Source organism: Helicobacter sp. MIT 11-5569 (genome assembly GCF_000765695.2).
In the GTDB taxonomy this organism is placed as follows: Bacteria; Campylobacterota; Campylobacteria; order Campylobacterales; family Helicobacteraceae; genus Helicobacter_D.
In genome coordinates this window covers 305059-321682 of the sequence record NZ_JRPB02000001.1, presented here as the reverse complement: position 1 = coordinate 321682, position 16624 = coordinate 305059, and the positions used below count along the sequence as shown (strand labels likewise).

Annotated in this window: 21 protein-coding genes and 1 pseudogene; 18 read left to right on the top strand and 4 right to left on the bottom strand. The window is 35.9% G+C overall.

Annotation, left to right across the window (positions count from 1 at the left end):
- Nucleotides 1-54 precede the first annotated feature (54 nt).
- The 11 genes from panD (at nucleotide 55) to yedF (ending at nucleotide 7359) form a co-directional block, all read left to right on the top strand.
- Nucleotides 55-423: an aspartate 1-decarboxylase gene (gene panD, locus LS70_RS01595; protein WP_138109292.1), complete on the top strand. Its 369-nt coding sequence runs from the start codon at nucleotides 55-57 to the stop codon at nucleotides 421-423.
- Nucleotides 416-724, top strand: a complete 309-nt coding sequence (locus tag LS70_RS01590; protein ID WP_034288694.1) for a YbaB/EbfC family nucleoid-associated protein — start codon at nucleotides 416-418, stop codon at nucleotides 722-724. The genes panD and LS70_RS01590 overlap by 8 nt, the downstream gene beginning before the upstream one ends.
- Before the next feature lie 2 nt (nucleotides 725-726).
- Complete coding sequence (locus LS70_RS01585) at nucleotides 727-1851, top strand: DUF7488 domain-containing protein (protein WP_052083355.1); 1125 nt, start codon at nucleotides 727-729, stop codon at nucleotides 1849-1851.
- On the top strand, nucleotides 1826-2689 hold the full coding sequence (locus tag LS70_RS01580) for a polyprenyl synthetase family protein (protein WP_034288691.1): 864 nt from the start codon (nucleotides 1826-1828) through the stop codon (nucleotides 2687-2689). Before LS70_RS01585 ends, LS70_RS01580 begins: the two co-directional genes overlap by 26 nt.
- A gap of 9 nt (nucleotides 2690-2698) precedes the next feature.
- On the top strand, nucleotides 2699-3484 hold the full coding sequence (gene surE, locus LS70_RS01575; RefSeq protein ID WP_034288688.1) for a 5'/3'-nucleotidase SurE: 786 nt from the start codon (nucleotides 2699-2701) through the stop codon (nucleotides 3482-3484).
- Nucleotides 3474-4169: a ThiF family adenylyltransferase gene (locus LS70_RS01570; RefSeq protein ID WP_034288686.1), complete on the top strand. Its 696-nt coding sequence runs from the start codon at nucleotides 3474-3476 to the stop codon at nucleotides 4167-4169. Before surE ends, LS70_RS01570 begins: the two co-directional genes overlap by 11 nt.
- Nucleotides 4170-4171: 2 nt before the next feature.
- Entirely contained in the window at nucleotides 4172-4333 is a 162-nt protein-coding gene (locus tag LS70_RS10050) for a hypothetical protein (protein WP_162845086.1), read from the top strand.
- A gap of 32 nt (nucleotides 4334-4365) precedes the next feature.
- Nucleotides 4366-5238 (top strand): carbon-nitrogen hydrolase, encoded by an 873-nt coding sequence (locus LS70_RS01565; RefSeq protein WP_034289295.1) that lies wholly within the window; start codon nucleotides 4366-4368, stop codon nucleotides 5236-5238.
- The gene (locus LS70_RS01560) at nucleotides 5239-5799 is read left to right on the top strand and encodes a class I SAM-dependent methyltransferase (protein WP_034288683.1); all 561 of its coding nucleotides are present in this window, start codon (nucleotides 5239-5241) and stop codon (nucleotides 5797-5799) included.
- Between the two features lie 95 nt (nucleotides 5800-5894).
- Nucleotides 5895-7121, top strand: a complete 1227-nt coding sequence (yedE, locus tag LS70_RS01555) for a selenium metabolism membrane protein YedE/FdhT (RefSeq protein ID WP_034288679.1) — start codon at nucleotides 5895-5897, stop codon at nucleotides 7119-7121.
- Nucleotides 7114-7359, top strand: coding sequence for a sulfurtransferase-like selenium metabolism protein YedF (gene yedF, locus LS70_RS01550; RefSeq protein WP_034288675.1), 246 nt, complete (start codon nucleotides 7114-7116; stop codon nucleotides 7357-7359). Before yedE ends, yedF begins: the two co-directional genes overlap by 8 nt.
- Before the next feature lie 9 nt (nucleotides 7360-7368).
- Here yedF and LS70_RS01545 read toward each other — a convergent pair whose 3' ends face one another.
- Together LS70_RS01545 and ribA are read right to left on the bottom strand one after the other, a co-directional pair.
- Complete coding sequence (locus LS70_RS01545) at nucleotides 7369-8580, bottom strand: molybdopterin molybdotransferase MoeA (protein WP_034288671.1); 1212 nt, start codon at nucleotides 8578-8580, stop codon at nucleotides 7369-7371.
- Nucleotides 8581-8591: 11 nt separating this feature from the next.
- Nucleotides 8592-9164 (bottom strand): GTP cyclohydrolase II, encoded by a 573-nt coding sequence (gene ribA / locus LS70_RS01540; RefSeq protein WP_034288669.1) that lies wholly within the window; start codon nucleotides 9162-9164, stop codon nucleotides 8592-8594.
- 124 nt (nucleotides 9165-9288) lie between these two features.
- Here ribA and hypB point away from each other — a divergent pair, with 124 nt between their 5' ends.
- Both hypB and LS70_RS01530 read left to right on the top strand, forming a co-directional pair.
- Nucleotides 9289-9975: a hydrogenase nickel incorporation protein HypB gene (hypB, locus tag LS70_RS01535; protein WP_034288666.1), complete on the top strand. Its 687-nt coding sequence runs from the start codon at nucleotides 9289-9291 to the stop codon at nucleotides 9973-9975.
- Nucleotides 9953-10210, top strand: a complete 258-nt coding sequence (locus LS70_RS01530; RefSeq protein WP_034288663.1) for a HypC/HybG/HupF family hydrogenase formation chaperone — start codon at nucleotides 9953-9955, stop codon at nucleotides 10208-10210. Before hypB ends, LS70_RS01530 begins: the two co-directional genes overlap by 23 nt.
- 12 nt (nucleotides 10211-10222) lie before the next feature.
- Here the strand turns inward: LS70_RS01530 and LS70_RS10405 are convergent, their stop codons facing one another.
- Together LS70_RS10405 and LS70_RS10400 are read right to left on the bottom strand one after the other, a co-directional pair.
- Nucleotides 10223-10684, bottom strand: a complete 462-nt coding sequence (locus tag LS70_RS10405) for a CZB domain-containing protein (RefSeq protein ID WP_236096415.1) — start codon at nucleotides 10682-10684, stop codon at nucleotides 10223-10225.
- Nucleotides 10661-10990 (bottom strand): annotated as a pseudogene (locus LS70_RS10400) (methyl-accepting chemotaxis protein); the annotation flags it as partial. The gene LS70_RS10405 and the pseudogene LS70_RS10400, both read right to left, overlap by 24 nt.
- A 616-nt stretch (nucleotides 10991-11606) precedes the next feature.
- Between LS70_RS10400 and gatA the strand changes: the two are divergent.
- From gatA to yajC, 5 genes are all read left to right on the top strand, one after another.
- Nucleotides 11607-12968 (top strand): Asp-tRNA(Asn)/Glu-tRNA(Gln) amidotransferase subunit GatA, encoded by a 1362-nt coding sequence (gatA, locus tag LS70_RS01520; RefSeq protein WP_034289309.1) that lies wholly within the window; start codon nucleotides 11607-11609, stop codon nucleotides 12966-12968.
- On the top strand, nucleotides 12958-14409 hold the full coding sequence (guaB, locus tag LS70_RS01515; protein ID WP_034288716.1) for an IMP dehydrogenase: 1452 nt from the start codon (nucleotides 12958-12960) through the stop codon (nucleotides 14407-14409). Before gatA ends, guaB begins: the two co-directional genes overlap by 11 nt.
- Nucleotides 14409-14741: a hypothetical protein gene (locus LS70_RS01510; protein ID WP_034288717.1), complete on the top strand. Its 333-nt coding sequence runs from the start codon at nucleotides 14409-14411 to the stop codon at nucleotides 14739-14741. Before guaB ends, LS70_RS01510 begins: the two co-directional genes overlap by 1 nt.
- 71 nt (nucleotides 14742-14812) lie before the next feature.
- Nucleotides 14813-16249, top strand: coding sequence for a type I glutamate--ammonia ligase (glnA, locus tag LS70_RS01505; protein WP_034289310.1), 1437 nt, complete (start codon nucleotides 14813-14815; stop codon nucleotides 16247-16249).
- A 97-nt stretch (nucleotides 16250-16346) separates the two neighbouring features.
- Nucleotides 16347-16619, top strand: coding sequence for a preprotein translocase subunit YajC (yajC, locus tag LS70_RS01500; RefSeq protein ID WP_034288718.1), 273 nt, complete (start codon nucleotides 16347-16349; stop codon nucleotides 16617-16619).
- The last annotated feature ends 5 nt before the right edge of the window (nucleotides 16620-16624 follow it).

Below are 16624 nucleotides of genomic sequence, written 5' to 3'. Positions count from 1 at the left end.
TTAAGCAAAATGTGCTAAAATTACTAAATTTTAGAAGTATTAGAAGGGTTGATATTGAATCTCACAATGTTGTATAGTAAAATCCATCGCGCAAGTGTAAGTGATGCGAATCTTAATTATGTTGGTTCTATCACAATAGATTCTGCTTTAATGGAAGCGGCAACACTTTTTGAAGGACAAAAGGTTGATATTGTTAATATCAATAATGGCGAGCGTTTTTCAACTTATGTGATTATGGGAAAAAAAGGCGATATGTGCTTAAATGGTGCAGCGGCGCGCAAAGTGCAAGTGGGAGATAAGATTATTGTAATGGCATATGCGCAATACAGCCAAGATGAGCTTAAAAACTATACACCAAAGGTTGTTTTGGTTGATGAAAATAATCAAATTGTTGCAATTAAAAAGGAGTTGAGAGATGTTTGATCCTAAAGAATTAGCAAAAACACTAGGGGATTTGCAAGAAAAGTTTCAGAGCGCACAAGAATCCAACAAAAATATTACCCTAAATGCCAAAAGTGGTGGTGGGCTAGTAAGCGTTAGCGCAAATGGAGAAGGGGAAATTATCGACATTACTATTGATGATTCTTTGCTTGAAGATAAAGAATCTTTGCAGATTTTATTAATGAGTGCGCTAAATGATGTGCTAAAGAGTGTAGAATCTAACCGCAAAAATATGGCAATGCAGATGTTAGGAAATTTAGGAGATTTTCCCTTAAAGGTATAAGTATGATTCGAGAAAATATAAAATTTTTTAAAGCTGCATTTGCAGCATTGTGTTTTTCTTTGCCTTGTATGGCGTATGATTTTAGTGCGTGTGAGAAAAAAGCAGCCTTATCTATGGAACGTGTAGGAAGCACTTATGGAATCGCAATCAAGTCTCTAGGAGCGCAAAACCCATCAAAAGCAGTATTATTTGTGTATTCTCCAAAACAGCAACTGCGTGGTTATAAGATTCTAAAACACGACCCTTTTGTTGGAATGTATTTGTTAGAATCAAAAGGCGCATTAGAGCCGATTAACTTAAGGGTTATACAAAAAGAAATTTTAGAAGATGAGATGGCAAGTGTTAATCCAAATGATAGTGTGAGTGGAAAGATTGCAACAAGAATGCAAAGCCCGATTGATTTTGCAACACTTAATACGCCAACTTTTCAAAATAGTTTAATTAGCACGGTTTGCGACCATATTTATGGAATCGGGATTGGAGAAAATGCTTTTATTGAAAAGGCATATTTAGAGCGTTTTGTAGATAGCGATTCTATCTATTATGGAGATATTGGAGTGCGTGTTATACAAAATGATGAACACGCAGTGGAGGTTAGTATCGTGGATCCTTTTTTTAAGAAGAATCCTTTTAAGGTTGGCGATGTAATTAGTGCAGTCAATGGGGAGAGCATTACAGGTTTGCCAAGTTTTCGCCGTATTGTCTTTGATTTAAATGAAGGAGCAGTCGTTCCTGTGCGTATTAAGCGTGATGGTGTTGCGATGGAAGTTATGGTGCAAGTCGATAAATTACGTGGCGGAATGTTGCTTCCTGATGACTTTTTTTCACGTGTGCATATTGGGGTTAATGATAATTTTGTAATTACTTATGTGGGTAATGAAGCAAAAGATGGATTTGAGCGTTTGAGGGTTGGAGATAGAATCTTGCGTGTTAATCAGCATACTACACCAAAGGGTCTTAGCGCAATCATTCGTTTATTAGGGGAATATCCAGATAAAAAACAGCGTTGGTTGGTTTCGCGCAATGATTTTCAATTTTTTATTGATGTGAATGATAAAAGTGCGATGGAATCGCAAGACTCTCTTACACAAGGGCTTTTAAGTGAAGACACTAGATTCAGTTTTTAAGGCTTTTGAAGAATATTTAAAACACAATACACCTAAAGTTTCATCTTTTCATCCCCATTATGAAGCAGCTCTTTGGGAAATGGTCTTAAATGGTGGTAAGAGATTCCGCCCTAAATTACTTTTAAGCATTGTGGCGAGCTTCAAAAAAGAATCTCTGCAAAATGCTTTTGCTCCAGCTCTTGCTTTAGAGATTTTGCATGCATATTCTTTAATTCACGATGATTTACCTGCAATGGATAATGCGCCATTGCGGAGAGGTTGTGAGACTTTGCATAAAAAATATGATGAAGTTTTAGCAATTTTAGCGGGAGATGGGCTTAATACGCATGCGTTTTATTTGATTGCAAAAGCGCAATTAAAGCCAAAAGTCAAAGTTAAATTAATAGAGACATTAAGTTTTAATGGTGGAATCTATGGAATGGTTTTAGGGCAGGCTCTTGATTGCCATTTTGAACACCAAACATTGCCTTTGGAGCAGCTAAAAATTATCCATTTAAATAAAACAGCAAAATTGATTGCCTCTGCGCTTGAAATGGGTGCGATTATTGCGCAATGTGATAAAAAAACACGTAAAAATTTATATCAATTAGGTTTAGATTTGGGGCTATTTTTTCAAATTCGTGATGATGTGATTGATTCTACACAAAGTATTCAAGAAGCAGGAAAGCCTACGCATAATGATAGTATAAAAAATAGTTATGTGAATTTACTAGGTTTAGAAGGTGCAAGAAAAAGTGCAAAAGTTTTGCAAGATTCCATAACTAAGCAGATTAAAACCCTAAATAAACCTGCGCAAAAGCATTTGCAAGCATTATTAAATGGCTATTTTAATATTTAAAGGAAAATTTTGAAGCGTATTTTAATAACAAATGATGATGGTTATGAATCTCCCGGACTTTTGGCTTTAAAAGAAGCACTAAGTCCTTTGGGGCATACGGTGATTGTCGCTCCTGCTAGTGAAAAATCTGCTTGTGGGCATGGAATGACATTAACGCGCCCTTTGCGCTTTGTCAAGCTTGAAGATGATTTTTATAAGCTTGATGATGGAAGCCCAACAGATTGTATTTATCTCTCGCTTAATGCGTTGTATGAAGAAAGTTTTTTGCCAGATTTAATTGTAAGTGGTATTAATATTGGCTCAAATATGGGGGAAGATGTGAGTTATTCTGGGACAGCTAGTGCGGCAATGGAAGGCGTGTTGCACGGGATTCCATCTATTGCTATTTCTCAAGTTTTAAAAGATAAAGACCATTTTGGTTTTGATTTTGCGCTTGCTAAAGAGACGATTTATACACTTGCTAAAAAGATTCTTGATGGTTCTTATCCCTTGCATTTTAGAGAGTTTTTAAATGTAAATATCCCACAATTAAAGCCAAAAGAATGTAAGGGAATGCAAGTTACAGAGCTTGGTATCCGCTCTTATGGGAATGATGCGCATGTGCATAGGAATCCACGCGGAGAAGAGTATTATTGGTTGGGATTGCACCCGCTTGCTTGGAATGAGCGCGAAAATGGAGAAATTTCAGATTTTAGCGCAATACAGCAAGGTTATGTTTCTATTACGCCTATTACACTTGATTTTACGGCGCGGGAGCGTTTAGGAGGACTTAAGGAGTGGATTAATGCAAAATAAGCGTTTTGCTAGAACTTTGTTGCTTGTCAAAGAAGAGGGATTTCAAAAATTGCAAAATGCTAGTGTATTGTTGCTTGGTGTTGGTGGGGTCGGAAGTTTTGTGTTAGATTGTTTGTATCGCACAGGAGTTGGGAAGATTTGTATCGTAGATTATGATAGTTTTGATATAACAAATCAGAATCGTCAAATTGGCGCATTTGAAGGTGTCGGGCGCAAGAAAGTCGAAGTTTTGGGAGAAAAATATCCCGGAATCTTATCAATGGATTCTAAAATTACACAAGAATTTATTGATACATTTGATTTTAGTGCGTATGATATTGTTATTGATGCTATTGATGATATTAATGCAAAGATTGCTTTAGCGATGAAGATTGCAAATCAACCCAAAAAATCTAAGAAATCTGAAAGTTTAAAAATGCCACATTTGCTTGTTTCAACTGGGAGTGCAAAAAAACTCGACCCTTCAAAGATTCAGTTTGCTCCTATTTGGAAAAGTTATGGAGATAAGTTTGCTAGAAAGTTTAGAGAAGGGCTTAAAAAACAAGGATTTAAAGGGGATTTTATGGTTGCATTTAGTCCTGAAGAGCCAAAATGCAAAGAGCTTGGAAGTTTTTGTGGTGTAACTGCAAGTTTTGGGCTGCGATTAGCAAGTGAAGCAGTTGCTTTGATTTTACGAAAGGAATGATTATGGAATTAGTAGCAAAACCATTTGAAGAAGATGAGATTGAGGAATTTGAAGAAGAAGAGTATGATGGCTATGATTCAGATTATGAAGATAGTGATAGATTTTTATATGATGAAGATGATTATGATAGCAGCGATAGTGATTATGAGGGCGATGATTTTTAAAAGTAAAAGTTATTTAAGGAAAAGCAATGGAGATTCAAGTCGCATTAATTCAACAATCTTATAAACACAATAAACAAGCAACCAAAGCTTATACAGCAGAGAAAATTAAAGAAGCTGCAAACAATGGAGCGCAATTAGTGCTGCTGCAAGAGTTGCATTGTAATGAATATTTTTGCCAAAGTGAAAATGTGGATTTTTTTGATTATGCTTTGGAATTTCAAGAAGATTGTGCATATTTTGCAAAAGTTGCTAAAGAATGCAAAGTTGTGCTTGTAACTTCTTTGTTTGAGCGGCGTAGTGCTGGGTTGTATCATAACACAGCAGTCGTATTTGAAAATGATGGGAGTATAGCAGGGCAATATCGTAAAATGCACATTCCAGATGACCCAGGATTTTATGAGAAATTTTATTTTACTCCCGGGGATTTAGGATTTGAGCCTATTTCTACAAGTCTTGGGAAGCTTGGAGTGCTTGTGTGTTGGGACCAATGGTATCCTGAAGCAGCGCGCATTATGGCGTTAAAAGGAGCGGAGATTTTAATTTATCCAACTGCAATTGGTTGGTTTGATGCAGATGATGAAGGAGAAAAGAATCGCCAAAGAGAAGCTTGGATAGCAGTGCAGCGCGGACATAGTGTAGCAAATGGAATCCCTGTTGTAGCGATTAATCGTGTGGGGTTTGAAAAAGATGCAAGTGGTGTGATAGATGGAATCCGTTTTTGGGGTTCTAGTTTTGCGTATGGAGCGCAAGGAGAATTACTAGCTTTAGGAAGTGTGGAGAATGAAGAGATTTTGTATTTTAAATGGGATAAAAAGCGCAGTGAAGATGTGCGCAGAATTTGGCCATTTTTAAGAGATCGCCGCATTGAAATGTATAGCGATATTTTAAAGCGGTATTGTGATTAAATGCAAGATGATGCACTAAAATGGAACACACGCCACAAAGAAAATCCGCCACCAACTCAACCTTTGGAGCTTTTAAAAACACATATTCATAAGGCAAAAGTAGGGAAGGCACTTGATATTGCTTGTGGAATGGGGCGCAATTCAAGATTTATGCGAGAATGTGGCTTTTGTGTGGATAGTGTAGATATTTCTACTTATGCAATTAGTGCATTGCAAGGAGAGCATAATATCAATGCGCAATGCGTGGATTTGGATACTTTTAAGATTCCAAAGCAAAGTTATGATTTGATTTGTAAGAGTTATTTTTTAGAACGCCGATTATTTCCTTATATGGTAGAAGGATTGAAAAAAGATGGAATTTTGATTTTTGAGACTTTTATACAAAGTCCTGTGGAATCGCAAAATGCTTTTACTAGCGATTCTAGCCATTTGTTGCGCAAAAATGAGCTATTGCGCGCATTTTTAGATTTAGAGATTCTTTTTTATGAAGAAACATTAATAACACGCGAAAAAGATTCCAGCCTTGCTCTTGTTGCAAGATTAGTGGCGCAAAAAAGATAGGGATAACTTTTTATTTTAAATTTAATTTTTTTTGATTACAATTTCAGTCTTATTTTATGCAAGGTTTGCATATAACATTTTCCTAAGGACACTTCATGCTTTCACTTTTAAAGCAATTCAAACAAAAATATCTTCTTTATTTTTGGGATACTTCAAAAGCTATGATTGCACTTGCAATTATTGCTTCAATTTATTTTGGTTTTTTTGGCACAGGTTGGCAAGTTACTGGTGAGATGACGCGCTGGGGAGGCGAGTTTTTGGAGCTTTTTGGGCTTGATACTAGCAAATATAGCTATTATAATATGACAAACCTTTCAGGAAATCCACTAACCCGCTATGAAGGGCTTGTGCTTATTGGTATGTTTTTAGGTGCGTTAATAGCAGCCCTTTGGGCAAATAAGGTTAAATTCCGCCTTCCTGCTTCTAAGATTCGTATTGCTCAAGCAATTATTGGTGGTCTTTTATCTGGCTTTGGTGCAAGACTTGCTTTTGGTTGTAATTTGCTGGATTTTTTTACAGGGCTTCCCTATTTTTCACTGCACACTTGGGAATTTGCAATCTTTATGGTTCTTGGGATTTTTGCCGCTACAAAAGTTGGTAAGCTTAAAATTTTTATGCCAAAAACTACTCTTGAAAAATGCGGTGTAAGTGGCAAGGGAATCGTGCATGACAAAAGCCGTGCAAATCGCCATTTTAAATATGGCTTAGCGATTCTAATTTTAACGCTGATTTGGCTTGTTTATCTTTTTGCAACAACTGAACCCTTTACTTTGAAAGTGAAATCTAGTTTCTTGCCACTTGGATTAATTTTTGGGCTGATTTTTGGATTTGTGATTTCGCGCGGTCAAGTCTGCTTTACATCATGTTTTAGAGATTTGTTTTTATTTGGTAGAGACAATGCTGCAAAAGGCGCGTATTATGGAATGATTATTGCCACATTTATCATTTTTATACTGATGTTAAATGGATACACAGCCTTTGTTAGAAGCCTTTCAATTGCTGTTGCACTTGGTGCTTTTTTGTTTGGTTTTGGTATCGTTTTTGCTGGTGGTTGTGAGTGTGGCTGGACCTATAGAGCGGCTGAAGGGCAAGTGCATTTTATGATAGTTGGCGTAGCAAATTTCGCTGGAACTGCGATTTTGGCGTTAAGTTATGATAGGATTCCAGATTGGATTAAATCTGGTCCAAAAATCCAACTTTTAAATGATTTTGGTGCTTTACCCGGTCTTGCTTTAAATGTTGGGTTTTTACTTCTCTCACTTGCGCTAATCTTTGCCTATAAAAAACAATTTTTTGCTAAAAAGGAAGGCTTAAATGGCTAATTTAGAAAATGTTGAAATCACATACACGCTTGATATTCAAGGAGAAGCTTGCCCGATGCCTGCAATTGCTACCATAGAGGTATTGCCGCAACTTAAAAAAGGCGAAGTCTTAGAAGTGCTTTGTGATTGCCCACAAGCGATTAATTCAATCCCTGTAGATGCTAAAAATAGAGGTTTTGAAGTCTTAGCAGTGGAGCAAGATGGACCAACTTTAAGGTTTGTAATCCGCAAACCTTAGAGGATAAACTTAGAGCAAAATAACTTCTATAATATCTCCATTTTTTTTGCTAGAATCTAAAATGCAAAGCCCAACTTGTGCGTCATCAAGCGGGCAGAAGTTATTTAGAATCGCACTTTGAAAATCTTTTTTATCTTTAAAATCAATTTGAAAATTTCCATCAACATTGCGCACATTACAAACGCGAAATTCCAAGCGTGTATCGTTTTTGTGAATATCTTGTGTGAGTGGAATCTTAAGAATCGTAGTCTTAAGTGTGGTTCCGCTTAGTTTTTTAAAAATCTCTTTTACAAAAAGTTCAAAAGTTACAAGTGTGGAGTTTGGAAAGCCGGGCAATCCAAAAAAATACTTATGGTTAAAGCGTGCATAGATAATATGCTGCCCTGGCTTAATACGCACACCTTGAAAGACAACTTCTTTTGCGCGTTCTTTGCAAAGTGCAGCGATAAAATCATAATCCCCAACGCTTGCTCCACCGCTAGTTACTACCATATCACATTCTTGTAAGGCAAGATTAATATAGTGTTGGATTTGCTCTGCATTGTCTTTTAAAATCGGGTAAAGTTTTGGGATTCCGCCATTCTCTAACACTTTTGCAAAGAGTAAATGTCCATTTGCGTTATAAAGATTTTTAGAATCGCTTGCATTCTCCCCAATCTCTAAAAGCTCATTTCCACTAACTAAGATTCCAACTTTTGGGCATATAAAAACTTCAACAAAGACTTGATTAAGGCTTGCTAAAAGCCCAATGTGGTGCGCGTTTAGTTGCGTTCCTTGTGTGAGCAATATTTCGCCTTGTTTATAATTCTCCCCTCTTTGTCTAATGTATTGCCAAGTTTGTGGCAAAGTAATAACCTCTAATGTATTTTGTGTAACTTTGCAATGTTCAATTGGTGCAAGCATATCTGCATACAATGGAATCGTAGCCCCTGTGAAAGTTTTTATCGCATAAGGAGCGTTAAGCGGGAGTGTTGGTTGTGCGCTTCCTGCTGGATTCTCTCCTAGAATCTCAAAGGTTTTGGCGTCTTTAAAGTTGGAGCTAAAGGCATATCCGTCCATATTTGAAAGAGGGGTGATTGGCATATCTGAAGGAGCAAGAATATCCTTTGCCAAAATGCGCCCTAAAGCATTATGTAAAAATACGCGCTCAACACCTATTGGAGTGATATTTTGTGCATGTAGAATCTGTTTTGCGTCTTTAAAATCAATTTTTGTTTGCATGGGATTCCTTTTTAGAGTAGATGTCCCATCTTTTCTTTTTTGATAGCGAGATAGTGTGCATTATGCTGATTGCATTCTGTGAGGATTGGCTCTCTTTCTAATTTTATCATTGTTTCAAAAATTTTGATTTTGCTAGGATTGTTGGTAAGCAAACGAATATGTGTTAGCTTGTAAAAATCAAAGATAAATTTTACAACATTATAATCACGTTCATCGTCTTTGAATCCTAATGCTAAATTAGCTTCTACCGTGTCAAGTCCTGTATCTTGCAAGGCATAAGCATTGACTTTATTAAAAAGCCCGATTCCTCTACCTTCTTGACGCAGATAAATAACCATTCCTTGTTCTTTTTGGATTCTTTGTAGTGCAATATGTAGCTCACTACCACAATCGCATTTGAGGCTTAGAAGTGCGTCTCCTGTTAGGCATTCTGAATGCACGCGCACAAGGGGATTTTGTGGTAAATCTTGTGTTTTAATCACAAGATGTTCTAGGGTTTGATTGGATTTTATCTCTCTGAATGCACGGATTTTAAACTTTCCAAATTGTGTTGGTAAATTTGCTTCATTAGAAATTTCTATCATTTTGTTATCCTTATTTGTTTTTTTAAAGAGCGCATAATAACGAATTTATTGTAAGAATTGTTTTAAGTTGATTTGTTAGAGAAGTTGCGTTACAATGTAAATGATATTTTACTAAGGATAGCTAGTGGAGAATCCTATAAGAAGTGTTGAAGTTGGACAAAGAATCTTATCAAAAAACGATAAAGTTGCAGAAGAGCTGCGTGGTATTTATAGACAAAATCATATGTTTGTGATTAATCTTATGAGTTCCCCAGGAAGCGGAAAAACAACACTACTAGAGAGCATTGTTAAACATAATCTTTTGAATTTTAGCGTGGTGGAAGGAGATTTGCAAACAAATCGTGATGCAGAACGTTTATCGCGTTTTGGTGTCAATGCGTATCAAATTACTACCGGAGAGGCTTGCCATTTAGAAGCTTTAATGGTAAAAGAAGCATTAGAGAAACTACATCAACAAGGAGCATTAAAAGAGTTTATGTTTATTGAAAATGTAGGGAATCTTGTGTGTCCTGCAAGTTATGATTTGGGTGCTAATATGAATATTGTCTTGCTTTCTACTCCAGAGGGAGATGATAAAGTGCTAAAATATCCTACAATGTTTTTATGCGCTGATGCTGTTATAATCTCTAAAGCAGATTTGATAGATGTGTTTGATTTTAAAATAGAAAGAGTGCAGAAGGATTTAGCAAAATTGAAAAAGGAGATTCCATTATTTTTGTTATCGTCTAAAAATATGGAATCTTTGCAAGAATTCTGTGCATTTTTACAACAAAAAAAGGAGCAAAATTATGTGTCTAGCCATACCTTCTAAAGTTATCTCTATTGATACAAAAAACAATATGGCAATGCTTGATACACTAGGTGTTACGCGTGAAGCAAGTTTGGATTTAATGCAAGAAGAAGTGCAAGTTGGGGATTATGTGCTTTTGCATATTGGATATGTGATGGGAAAGATTGATGAAGAACAAGCAAAGCTATCTTTAGAAACTTATACAGAAATTTTACAAGCAATAGAAGAAGAGGAAAATGAGCTAAGAGAGTATTAGAACTCTCTTTTATTAGGATTCCAATGAAGCAAGTTTTTCTTGTGCTAGGCTATCTAGGCAAGCAACAACAGCATCACTTGCTTCTTCTGCTTTTTTAAAGTATTCGTAAATTTCTTCTAAACAATCACGAGAGTTCCCATGCTGTTTCATAATTTCATGCGCTGCAATGATATTGTCATGCACATCTTTATGGAATGGCTCTAGCTTCGCATAGCTTGGAAGTGTTGAGAATACTTGTTTTCCTCTACCAGTATCATACCATTTACCTAAGCGACAATCATGATGACCAGCAAATTTTGCTTCTAAATCTTCATCAAAAATTGCTCTATAGCCATTTATTTTAAAGAGTGTGTGGTCTAACTTTATAAGTCCAATAAATGTTGCAATAAGAATCTCATAAGTATCTTTGCAAATCGTATCTGCAGATGAGTTAATCTTTTCTAATGTTTCATTTTGTGCTTCTAATGTTTCCATTTCGCTAATAATGCTATCTGTGGAAGTTTGCACTTCAGAGAAATTTTGTCTAACAACTTGAATATTCATTTCAATTTCTTTTGTTGCTTTTTGTGTGCGTTCTGCAAGTTTTCTAACCTCATCAGCAACAACAGCAAATCCTCTTCCATGCTCTCCTGCTCTTGCTGCTTCAATAGCGGCATTCAAAGCAAGAAGGTTTGTTTGATCAGAAATATCTGTAATTAGTGCTATAACACTTGAAATTGTTGTAAAATCATTTTGCACTTGTGTAATCATACTATTAAATTCTGATAGCTTGGCTGTCATATTTGAGATTCCCTCTACAAGAACACCTTGCGTTTCTTGAGTGTTTTGTTTATTGTTTTCTGCAATTTCTTTTGCATTATATAAAAGATTAATGGATTTGCCAAAATCATCTTGCAAAACTTTTAAATTAACACCGCAACCTTTTGCTAGAGATAAAGTCATATCTCTAAAAGTCCCAGCACACTCTTCATTTTTTGTAGTATTTGTGCTACTTGTAGATTGTAATTGTTCTTCTAATGCCTTATTTTTGTCTAACATTTCTTGTAGTTTTGCTTTTAGGAGCTTATTTTCTTCTAAAGCATGTTGTAATTTTTCTTTATATTCACTGCCAAACATCTTGCTTATCCTTACACAAATTGAATTATTAAACTACATACTTATTAATTTAAGAATTAAAAATTTAACTCACCTAAATATTAAGTAGGTAATTTAATTTTTAATTATAGCATAAATTATTAATGTTTATTAAATTTTTCAGCTGAAAATTATAGGGCTTAGCGAAATTTATTTGCGGATTTTTCAAAAACCACAAAAAAGATAAATTTTTAACCCTTATATTAATAAAACTGCTTTATAATTCCAAAATTTTTTATTCATTTTGGAGTTTTTGATGGATATTCCAACACTACAAGAAGCACTTAAATTTGATAAAGATGGTATTCAAGCACTAAAAAAGACATTGAGAGAAAAAATCCAAGTAAGCGATTTAAACGCCTATGTTGGTGCATTAGAAGATAGCGATACAAATCTTTTGCCTATTGCGATTAAAGATAATATTAATGTAAAAGGCTGGGAAATTACTTGTGGCAGCAAAATTTTACAAGGTTATATCGCTCCTTATAATGCAACAGCCATAGAGAATCTTATTAAAAAAGGTTTTGCTCCTTTTGGACGCACAAATATGGACGAGTTTGCAATGGGAAGCACAACAGCAAGTAGTTGCTATGGCAAAACACTAAATCCTAAAAATAAAAATAAAGTTCCCGGTGGAAGTAGCGGCGGAAGCGCAGCGGCTGTGGCAGGTGGAATCGCACTTGCAGCACTTGGAAGTGATACAGGAGGAAGCATTAGGCAACCCGCTAGCTTTTGTGGTTGCGTGGGATTAAAGCCTACTTATGGACGTGTTAGTCGCTATGGGCTTGTGGCTTATAGTTCAAGTTTGGACCAAATTGGACCTATTGCGCAAAATGTAACAGATTGTGCCTTGCTTTTTGATGCGATTGCAGGCTATGATACGATGGATTCTACAAGTGCAAAAATGGAATCCCCAAATACTTTTAATGCACTAAATGCAGAGCGAAAATTAAAAATTGCAATTTTGCCAGATTTTCTAAAAGATGCGGATTCTAATATCCAAAATGCTTACCAAAAAACGATAGATCTTTTAAGTAAAAATGGACACACGATTCTTGAAAAACAAATGCTAGATACTAGCTATATGATTGCTGCATATTATATCATCTGCACCGCAGAAGCAAGTTCAAATTTAGCGCGTTTTGATGGGGTGCGTTATGGAAGACGCGCAAAAGATTTAAGCAATCTAAAAGAATTGTATTTAAAAACGCGTTCTGAAGGCTTTGGTGATGAAGTTAAGCGCAGAATCTTGCTTGGCTCTTTTGTATTAAGTAGTGGATATTACGATGCGTATTATATTAAAGCGCAAAAAGTGCGCACTTTGATTGCTAAACAATATAATACGATTCTACAAGATTGTGATGTGATTTTATCTCCAGTTTCTCCAAGTGTTGCATTTGATTTTGACGCGTGTAAAACACCTTTGCAAATGTATTTGGAGGATATTTATACGATTGGGATAAATCTTGCGGGATTGCCTGCTATTTCTTTGCCTGTTGATAGTGATGAGGGATTGCCTATAGGAATGCAATTTATTGGAAAAGCTTTTGATGAGCAAACTTTACTTGATATTGCATTGCATTTAGAAAAATACATTAAGATAAGGAGTTTTTATGAGGATTAGAGCGCGCGCATTAACCTTTGAGGATGTTTTATTAGTCCCTGCATATTCAGAGATTCTACCTAAAGAAGTTTCCTTGCAGTCAAAATTTTCTCGCAATATCGCATTAAATGCTCCTATTGCTTCTGCTGCAATGGATACTGTAACAGAAGAAAGAACAGCTATTGCAATGGCAAGATTAGGAGGGATTGGAATTATTCATAAAAATATGGATATTCCAACACAAGTTGCATTGATTAAAAAAGTAAAAAAAAGTGAAAGTGGAGTGATTATTGACCCTATTTATATTAGTCCAAATTCCATACTTGCCGATGCAAAAGAAATTACAGATAATTATAAGATTTCTGGTGTGCCTGTCGTAGATGAGCATGGAGGTTTAATTGGAATCTTGACAAATCGTGATATGCGTTTTGAGACAAATTTAACGCGTCTTGTTAAAGATGTGATGACAAAAGCTCCTTTGATTACTGGGCGTGTTGGAACGAGTTTAGAAGAAGCACGCAGTATTATGAATAAGCATAAAATTGAAAAACTTCCTATTGTTGATGAAAAAGGAATCCTAAAAGGGCTAATTACGATTAAAGATATTCAAAAGCGCATTGAGTATCCAAACTCCAACAAAGATGATTTCGGACGTTTGCGCGTGGGTGCTGCGATTGGCGTATTTCAGTATGACCGCGCTAGAGCTCTTGTAGATGCAGGAGTTGATGTATTAGTTTTAGATTCTGCACATGGGCATAGTAAAGGGATTTTAGAAACGATTCAAACAATTAAAAAAGACTTAGTTATTGATATTGTAGCTGGAAATGTCGCAACAGGAGAAGGAGCACAAGCACTCATTGATGCAGGCGCAGATGGGGTAAAAGTTGGAATTGGTCCAGGAAGTATTTGCACAACAAGAATTGTAGCAGGTGTTGGAGTGCCACAAATTACTGCGATTGATTCTGTTGCACAAGTTTGTCAAAAAGCCGGAATCCCAGCTATTGCAGATGGTGGTATTAAGTATTCTGGGGATATTGCAAAAGCTTTAGCAATAGGTGCTTCTAGCGTGATGATTGGAAGTATGCTAGCGGGAACAGAAGAATCTCCGGGAGAGACAATTATCTATCAAGGAAGACAATATAAAATGTATCGCGGTATGGGAAGTTTAGGAGCGATGAATCGCGGAAGTGCAGATAGATATTTTCAAGAAGGCATGGCACAAGAGAAGCTTGTTCCAGAAGGAATTGAAGGAAGAGTGCCTTATCGTGGAAGAATCGCAGATGTTATTCACCAAATGCTTGGAGGCTTGCGCTCCTCAATGGGATATTTAGGAGCTAAGGATATTCCAACACTTTGGGAAAAGGCAGAGTTTGTGGAGATTACACAAAGTGGGCTTAGAGAATCGCATGTGCATGATGTGATGATTACTAAAGAAGCACCAAATTATCAGATTAATCAATAATGCCAAAATTATTATTTTCTTATAGTTTGTATCACGCAAAGACTCAAGATTATGAGATGATTCTGACAAAAATCAGAGAGGATTTTAATGCTAATCAGCCAGATATTTTTCTGAATAATCCAGAATATTTGGTTTTAACCTTAAAGGAAAAAGAGTGGCAAAAAGAAATTATCAATCTGATTGAACGCTTGAAAAAATGTGTGAATGTGGAAGTAGAGCGTTTGCGTGAAATGGGTGCAAATACGCACATTGTGTATCGTTTTGGGATATTAGAAATGGAGAGCAAGTTTTTTCAATATCCAGAAGATTTAGAAGATGATGATGACGACTAAAGTTTATATTTAAATCGGTGGTTAAAGAAAAAGCCGCTAAAATCTTAGGAAAATTTTTAAAAGGAATCAAAATGCAAAGACCAGCAGTGGATAAAAAAGCAGTAGAAGAGTTTTTTAAGTATTGCAAGGAAAATGAAGTAGAATTTATTGATTTTCGCTTTACGGATATTAAAGGAGTTTGGCATCATTTTTCCTTTGATATAGAAGTAATTGATGCAAGCAGTTTTGAGGGGATTCCTTTTGATGGAAGTTCGCTTCCTGCGTGGCAACCAGTCGATAAATCTGATATGGTGCTAATCCCAGACCCTGTGCGTTATTTTATTGACCCTTTTACAGCGGATACGACTGCTGTTGTATTTTGTGATGTGTGGGATATTTATAAAGATGAGCCTTATGAAAAATGCCCACGTTCCATTATTAAGCGTGCTATGCAATATTTAAAAGATTCTGGAATTGGAGATGTAGCGTATTTTGGTCCAGAAAATGAATTTTTTGTGTTTGATTCTATTAAGATTAAAGATTCTGTGAATTGTCAGTATTATGAGCTTGATACAGAAGAGGGAGAGTGGAATCGCAGCAAGGAATTTGAAGGAGTGAATTTCGGGCATCGTCCGGGAACTAAAGGGGGATATTTTCCTGTTGCTCCAGTAGATTCTATGGTGGATTTGCGTGCTGAAATGGTAAAAGTGCTTAAGCAAGTGGGCTTAGAAACTTTTGTTGTGCATCATGAGGTTGCGCAAGGACAAGGTGAGATTGGTGTGAAATTTGGAAATATGTTAGAAGCTGCTGATAATGTGCAAAAACTTAAATATGTTGTAAAAATGGTTGCACATTTAAATGGCAAAACAGCGACTTTTATGCCAAAACCGCTTTATGGTGATAATGGTAGCGGAATGCACGTGCATATTAGTATTTGGAAAGAAAATAGGAATCTTTTTGCGGGAGATTCCTATCAAGGTTTAAGCCAAATGGCTTTACATTTTTTAGGAGGAGTATTAAAGCATGCTAGAGCTTTAGCAGCTTTTACAAATCCTAGCACAAATTCTTATAAGCGATTGATTCCGGGTTTTGAAGCTCCAAGCATTTTGACATATTCTGCGCAAAATAGAAGTGCGAGTATTAGGATTCCATATAATAGTGGGGAAAAAGCAAAAAGAATGGAATTTAGATTCCCAGATAGCTCAAGTAATCCTTATTTAGCATTTTCTTCTTTGCTTATGGCAGGAATTGATGGAATCAAAAATAGCATTGAGCCAGGCGAGCCTATGGAAATAAATCTTTTTGAGTTGCATTTAGATGAGATTCGCGAAAAGGGCATAAAGCAGCTTCCACATACACTAAGACACGCAATTGAAGAGATGTTATTAGACCGCGCATTTTTAAAAGAAGGTGCAGTGTTTAGCGAAGAGTTTATTCAAGCGTATAAAACTTATAAATTTGAAACTGAAATTTGGCCTTGGGAAGCACGCCCACATCCTTTTGAGTTTATCACAACTTATAGTTGTTAAAACTTTTGGATTCCACAAGTTTGGAATCCAAAGCTTAAACATTTAATTAGTAAAGCAGTGGTAAAATCCGCAAATTTATTTTATAAGGATTGACTTTATGGAAAATGCTGGAAATATCTTGACACAATTACTTCCGTTAATTGTTTTAATTGCAATTTTTTATTTCTTAATTATTCGCCCGCAGCAAACGCAAGCTAAACGTCATAGAGAAATGATTGCAAGTTTAGATAAAGGGGACAAAATCGTTACAAGCGGTGGATTTATCGTAGAGGTTGTAAAGAAAGAAGAAGAGTTTTTTATGGTGCGTTTAAATGATGATACACTTGTAAAACTCTCTAAAGATTATGTCGCTAAAAAAATTGAACAATAGTGTAA

Excerpts from the sequence above, each read along its gene's own strand:
- LS70_RS01590 (WP_034288694.1), top strand. The coding sequence starts at position 416 with ATGTTTGATCCTAAAGAATTAGCAAAAACACTAGGGGATTTGCAAGAA.
- LS70_RS01585 (WP_052083355.1), top strand. The coding sequence starts at position 727 with ATGATTCGAGAAAATATAAAATTTTTTAAAGCTGCATTTGCAGCATTG.
- LS70_RS01570 (WP_034288686.1), top strand. The coding sequence starts at position 3,474 with ATGCAAAATAAGCGTTTTGCTAGAACTTTGTTGCTTGTCAAAGAAGAG.
- LS70_RS10050 (WP_162845086.1), top strand. The coding sequence starts at position 4,172 with ATGGAATTAGTAGCAAAACCATTTGAAGAAGATGAGATTGAGGAATTT.
- LS70_RS01560 (WP_034288683.1), top strand. The coding sequence starts at position 5,239 with ATGCAAGATGATGCACTAAAATGGAACACACGCCACAAAGAAAATCCG.
- yedE (WP_034288679.1), top strand. The coding sequence starts at position 5,895 with ATGCTTTCACTTTTAAAGCAATTCAAACAAAAATATCTTCTTTATTTT.
- yedF (WP_034288675.1), top strand. The coding sequence starts at position 7,114 with ATGGCTAATTTAGAAAATGTTGAAATCACATACACGCTTGATATTCAA.
- LS70_RS01545 (WP_034288671.1), bottom strand. The coding sequence starts at position 8,580 with ATGCAAACAAAAATTGATTTTAAAGACGCAAAACAGATTCTACATGCA.
- ribA (WP_034288669.1), bottom strand. The coding sequence starts at position 9,164 with ATGATAGAAATTTCTAATGAAGCAAATTTACCAACACAATTTGGAAAG.
- LS70_RS01530 (WP_034288663.1), top strand. The coding sequence starts at position 9,953 with ATGTGTCTAGCCATACCTTCTAAAGTTATCTCTATTGATACAAAAAAC.
- LS70_RS10405 (WP_236096415.1), bottom strand. The coding sequence starts at position 10,684 with ATGGAAACATTAGAAGCACAAAATGAAACATTAGAAAAGATTAACTCA.
- guaB (WP_034288716.1), top strand. The coding sequence starts at position 12,958 with ATGAGGATTAGAGCGCGCGCATTAACCTTTGAGGATGTTTTATTAGTC.
- LS70_RS01510 (WP_034288717.1), top strand. The coding sequence starts at position 14,409 with ATGCCAAAATTATTATTTTCTTATAGTTTGTATCACGCAAAGACTCAA.
- glnA (WP_034289310.1), top strand. The coding sequence starts at position 14,813 with ATGCAAAGACCAGCAGTGGATAAAAAAGCAGTAGAAGAGTTTTTTAAG.
- yajC (WP_034288718.1), top strand. The coding sequence starts at position 16,347 with ATGGAAAATGCTGGAAATATCTTGACACAATTACTTCCGTTAATTGTT.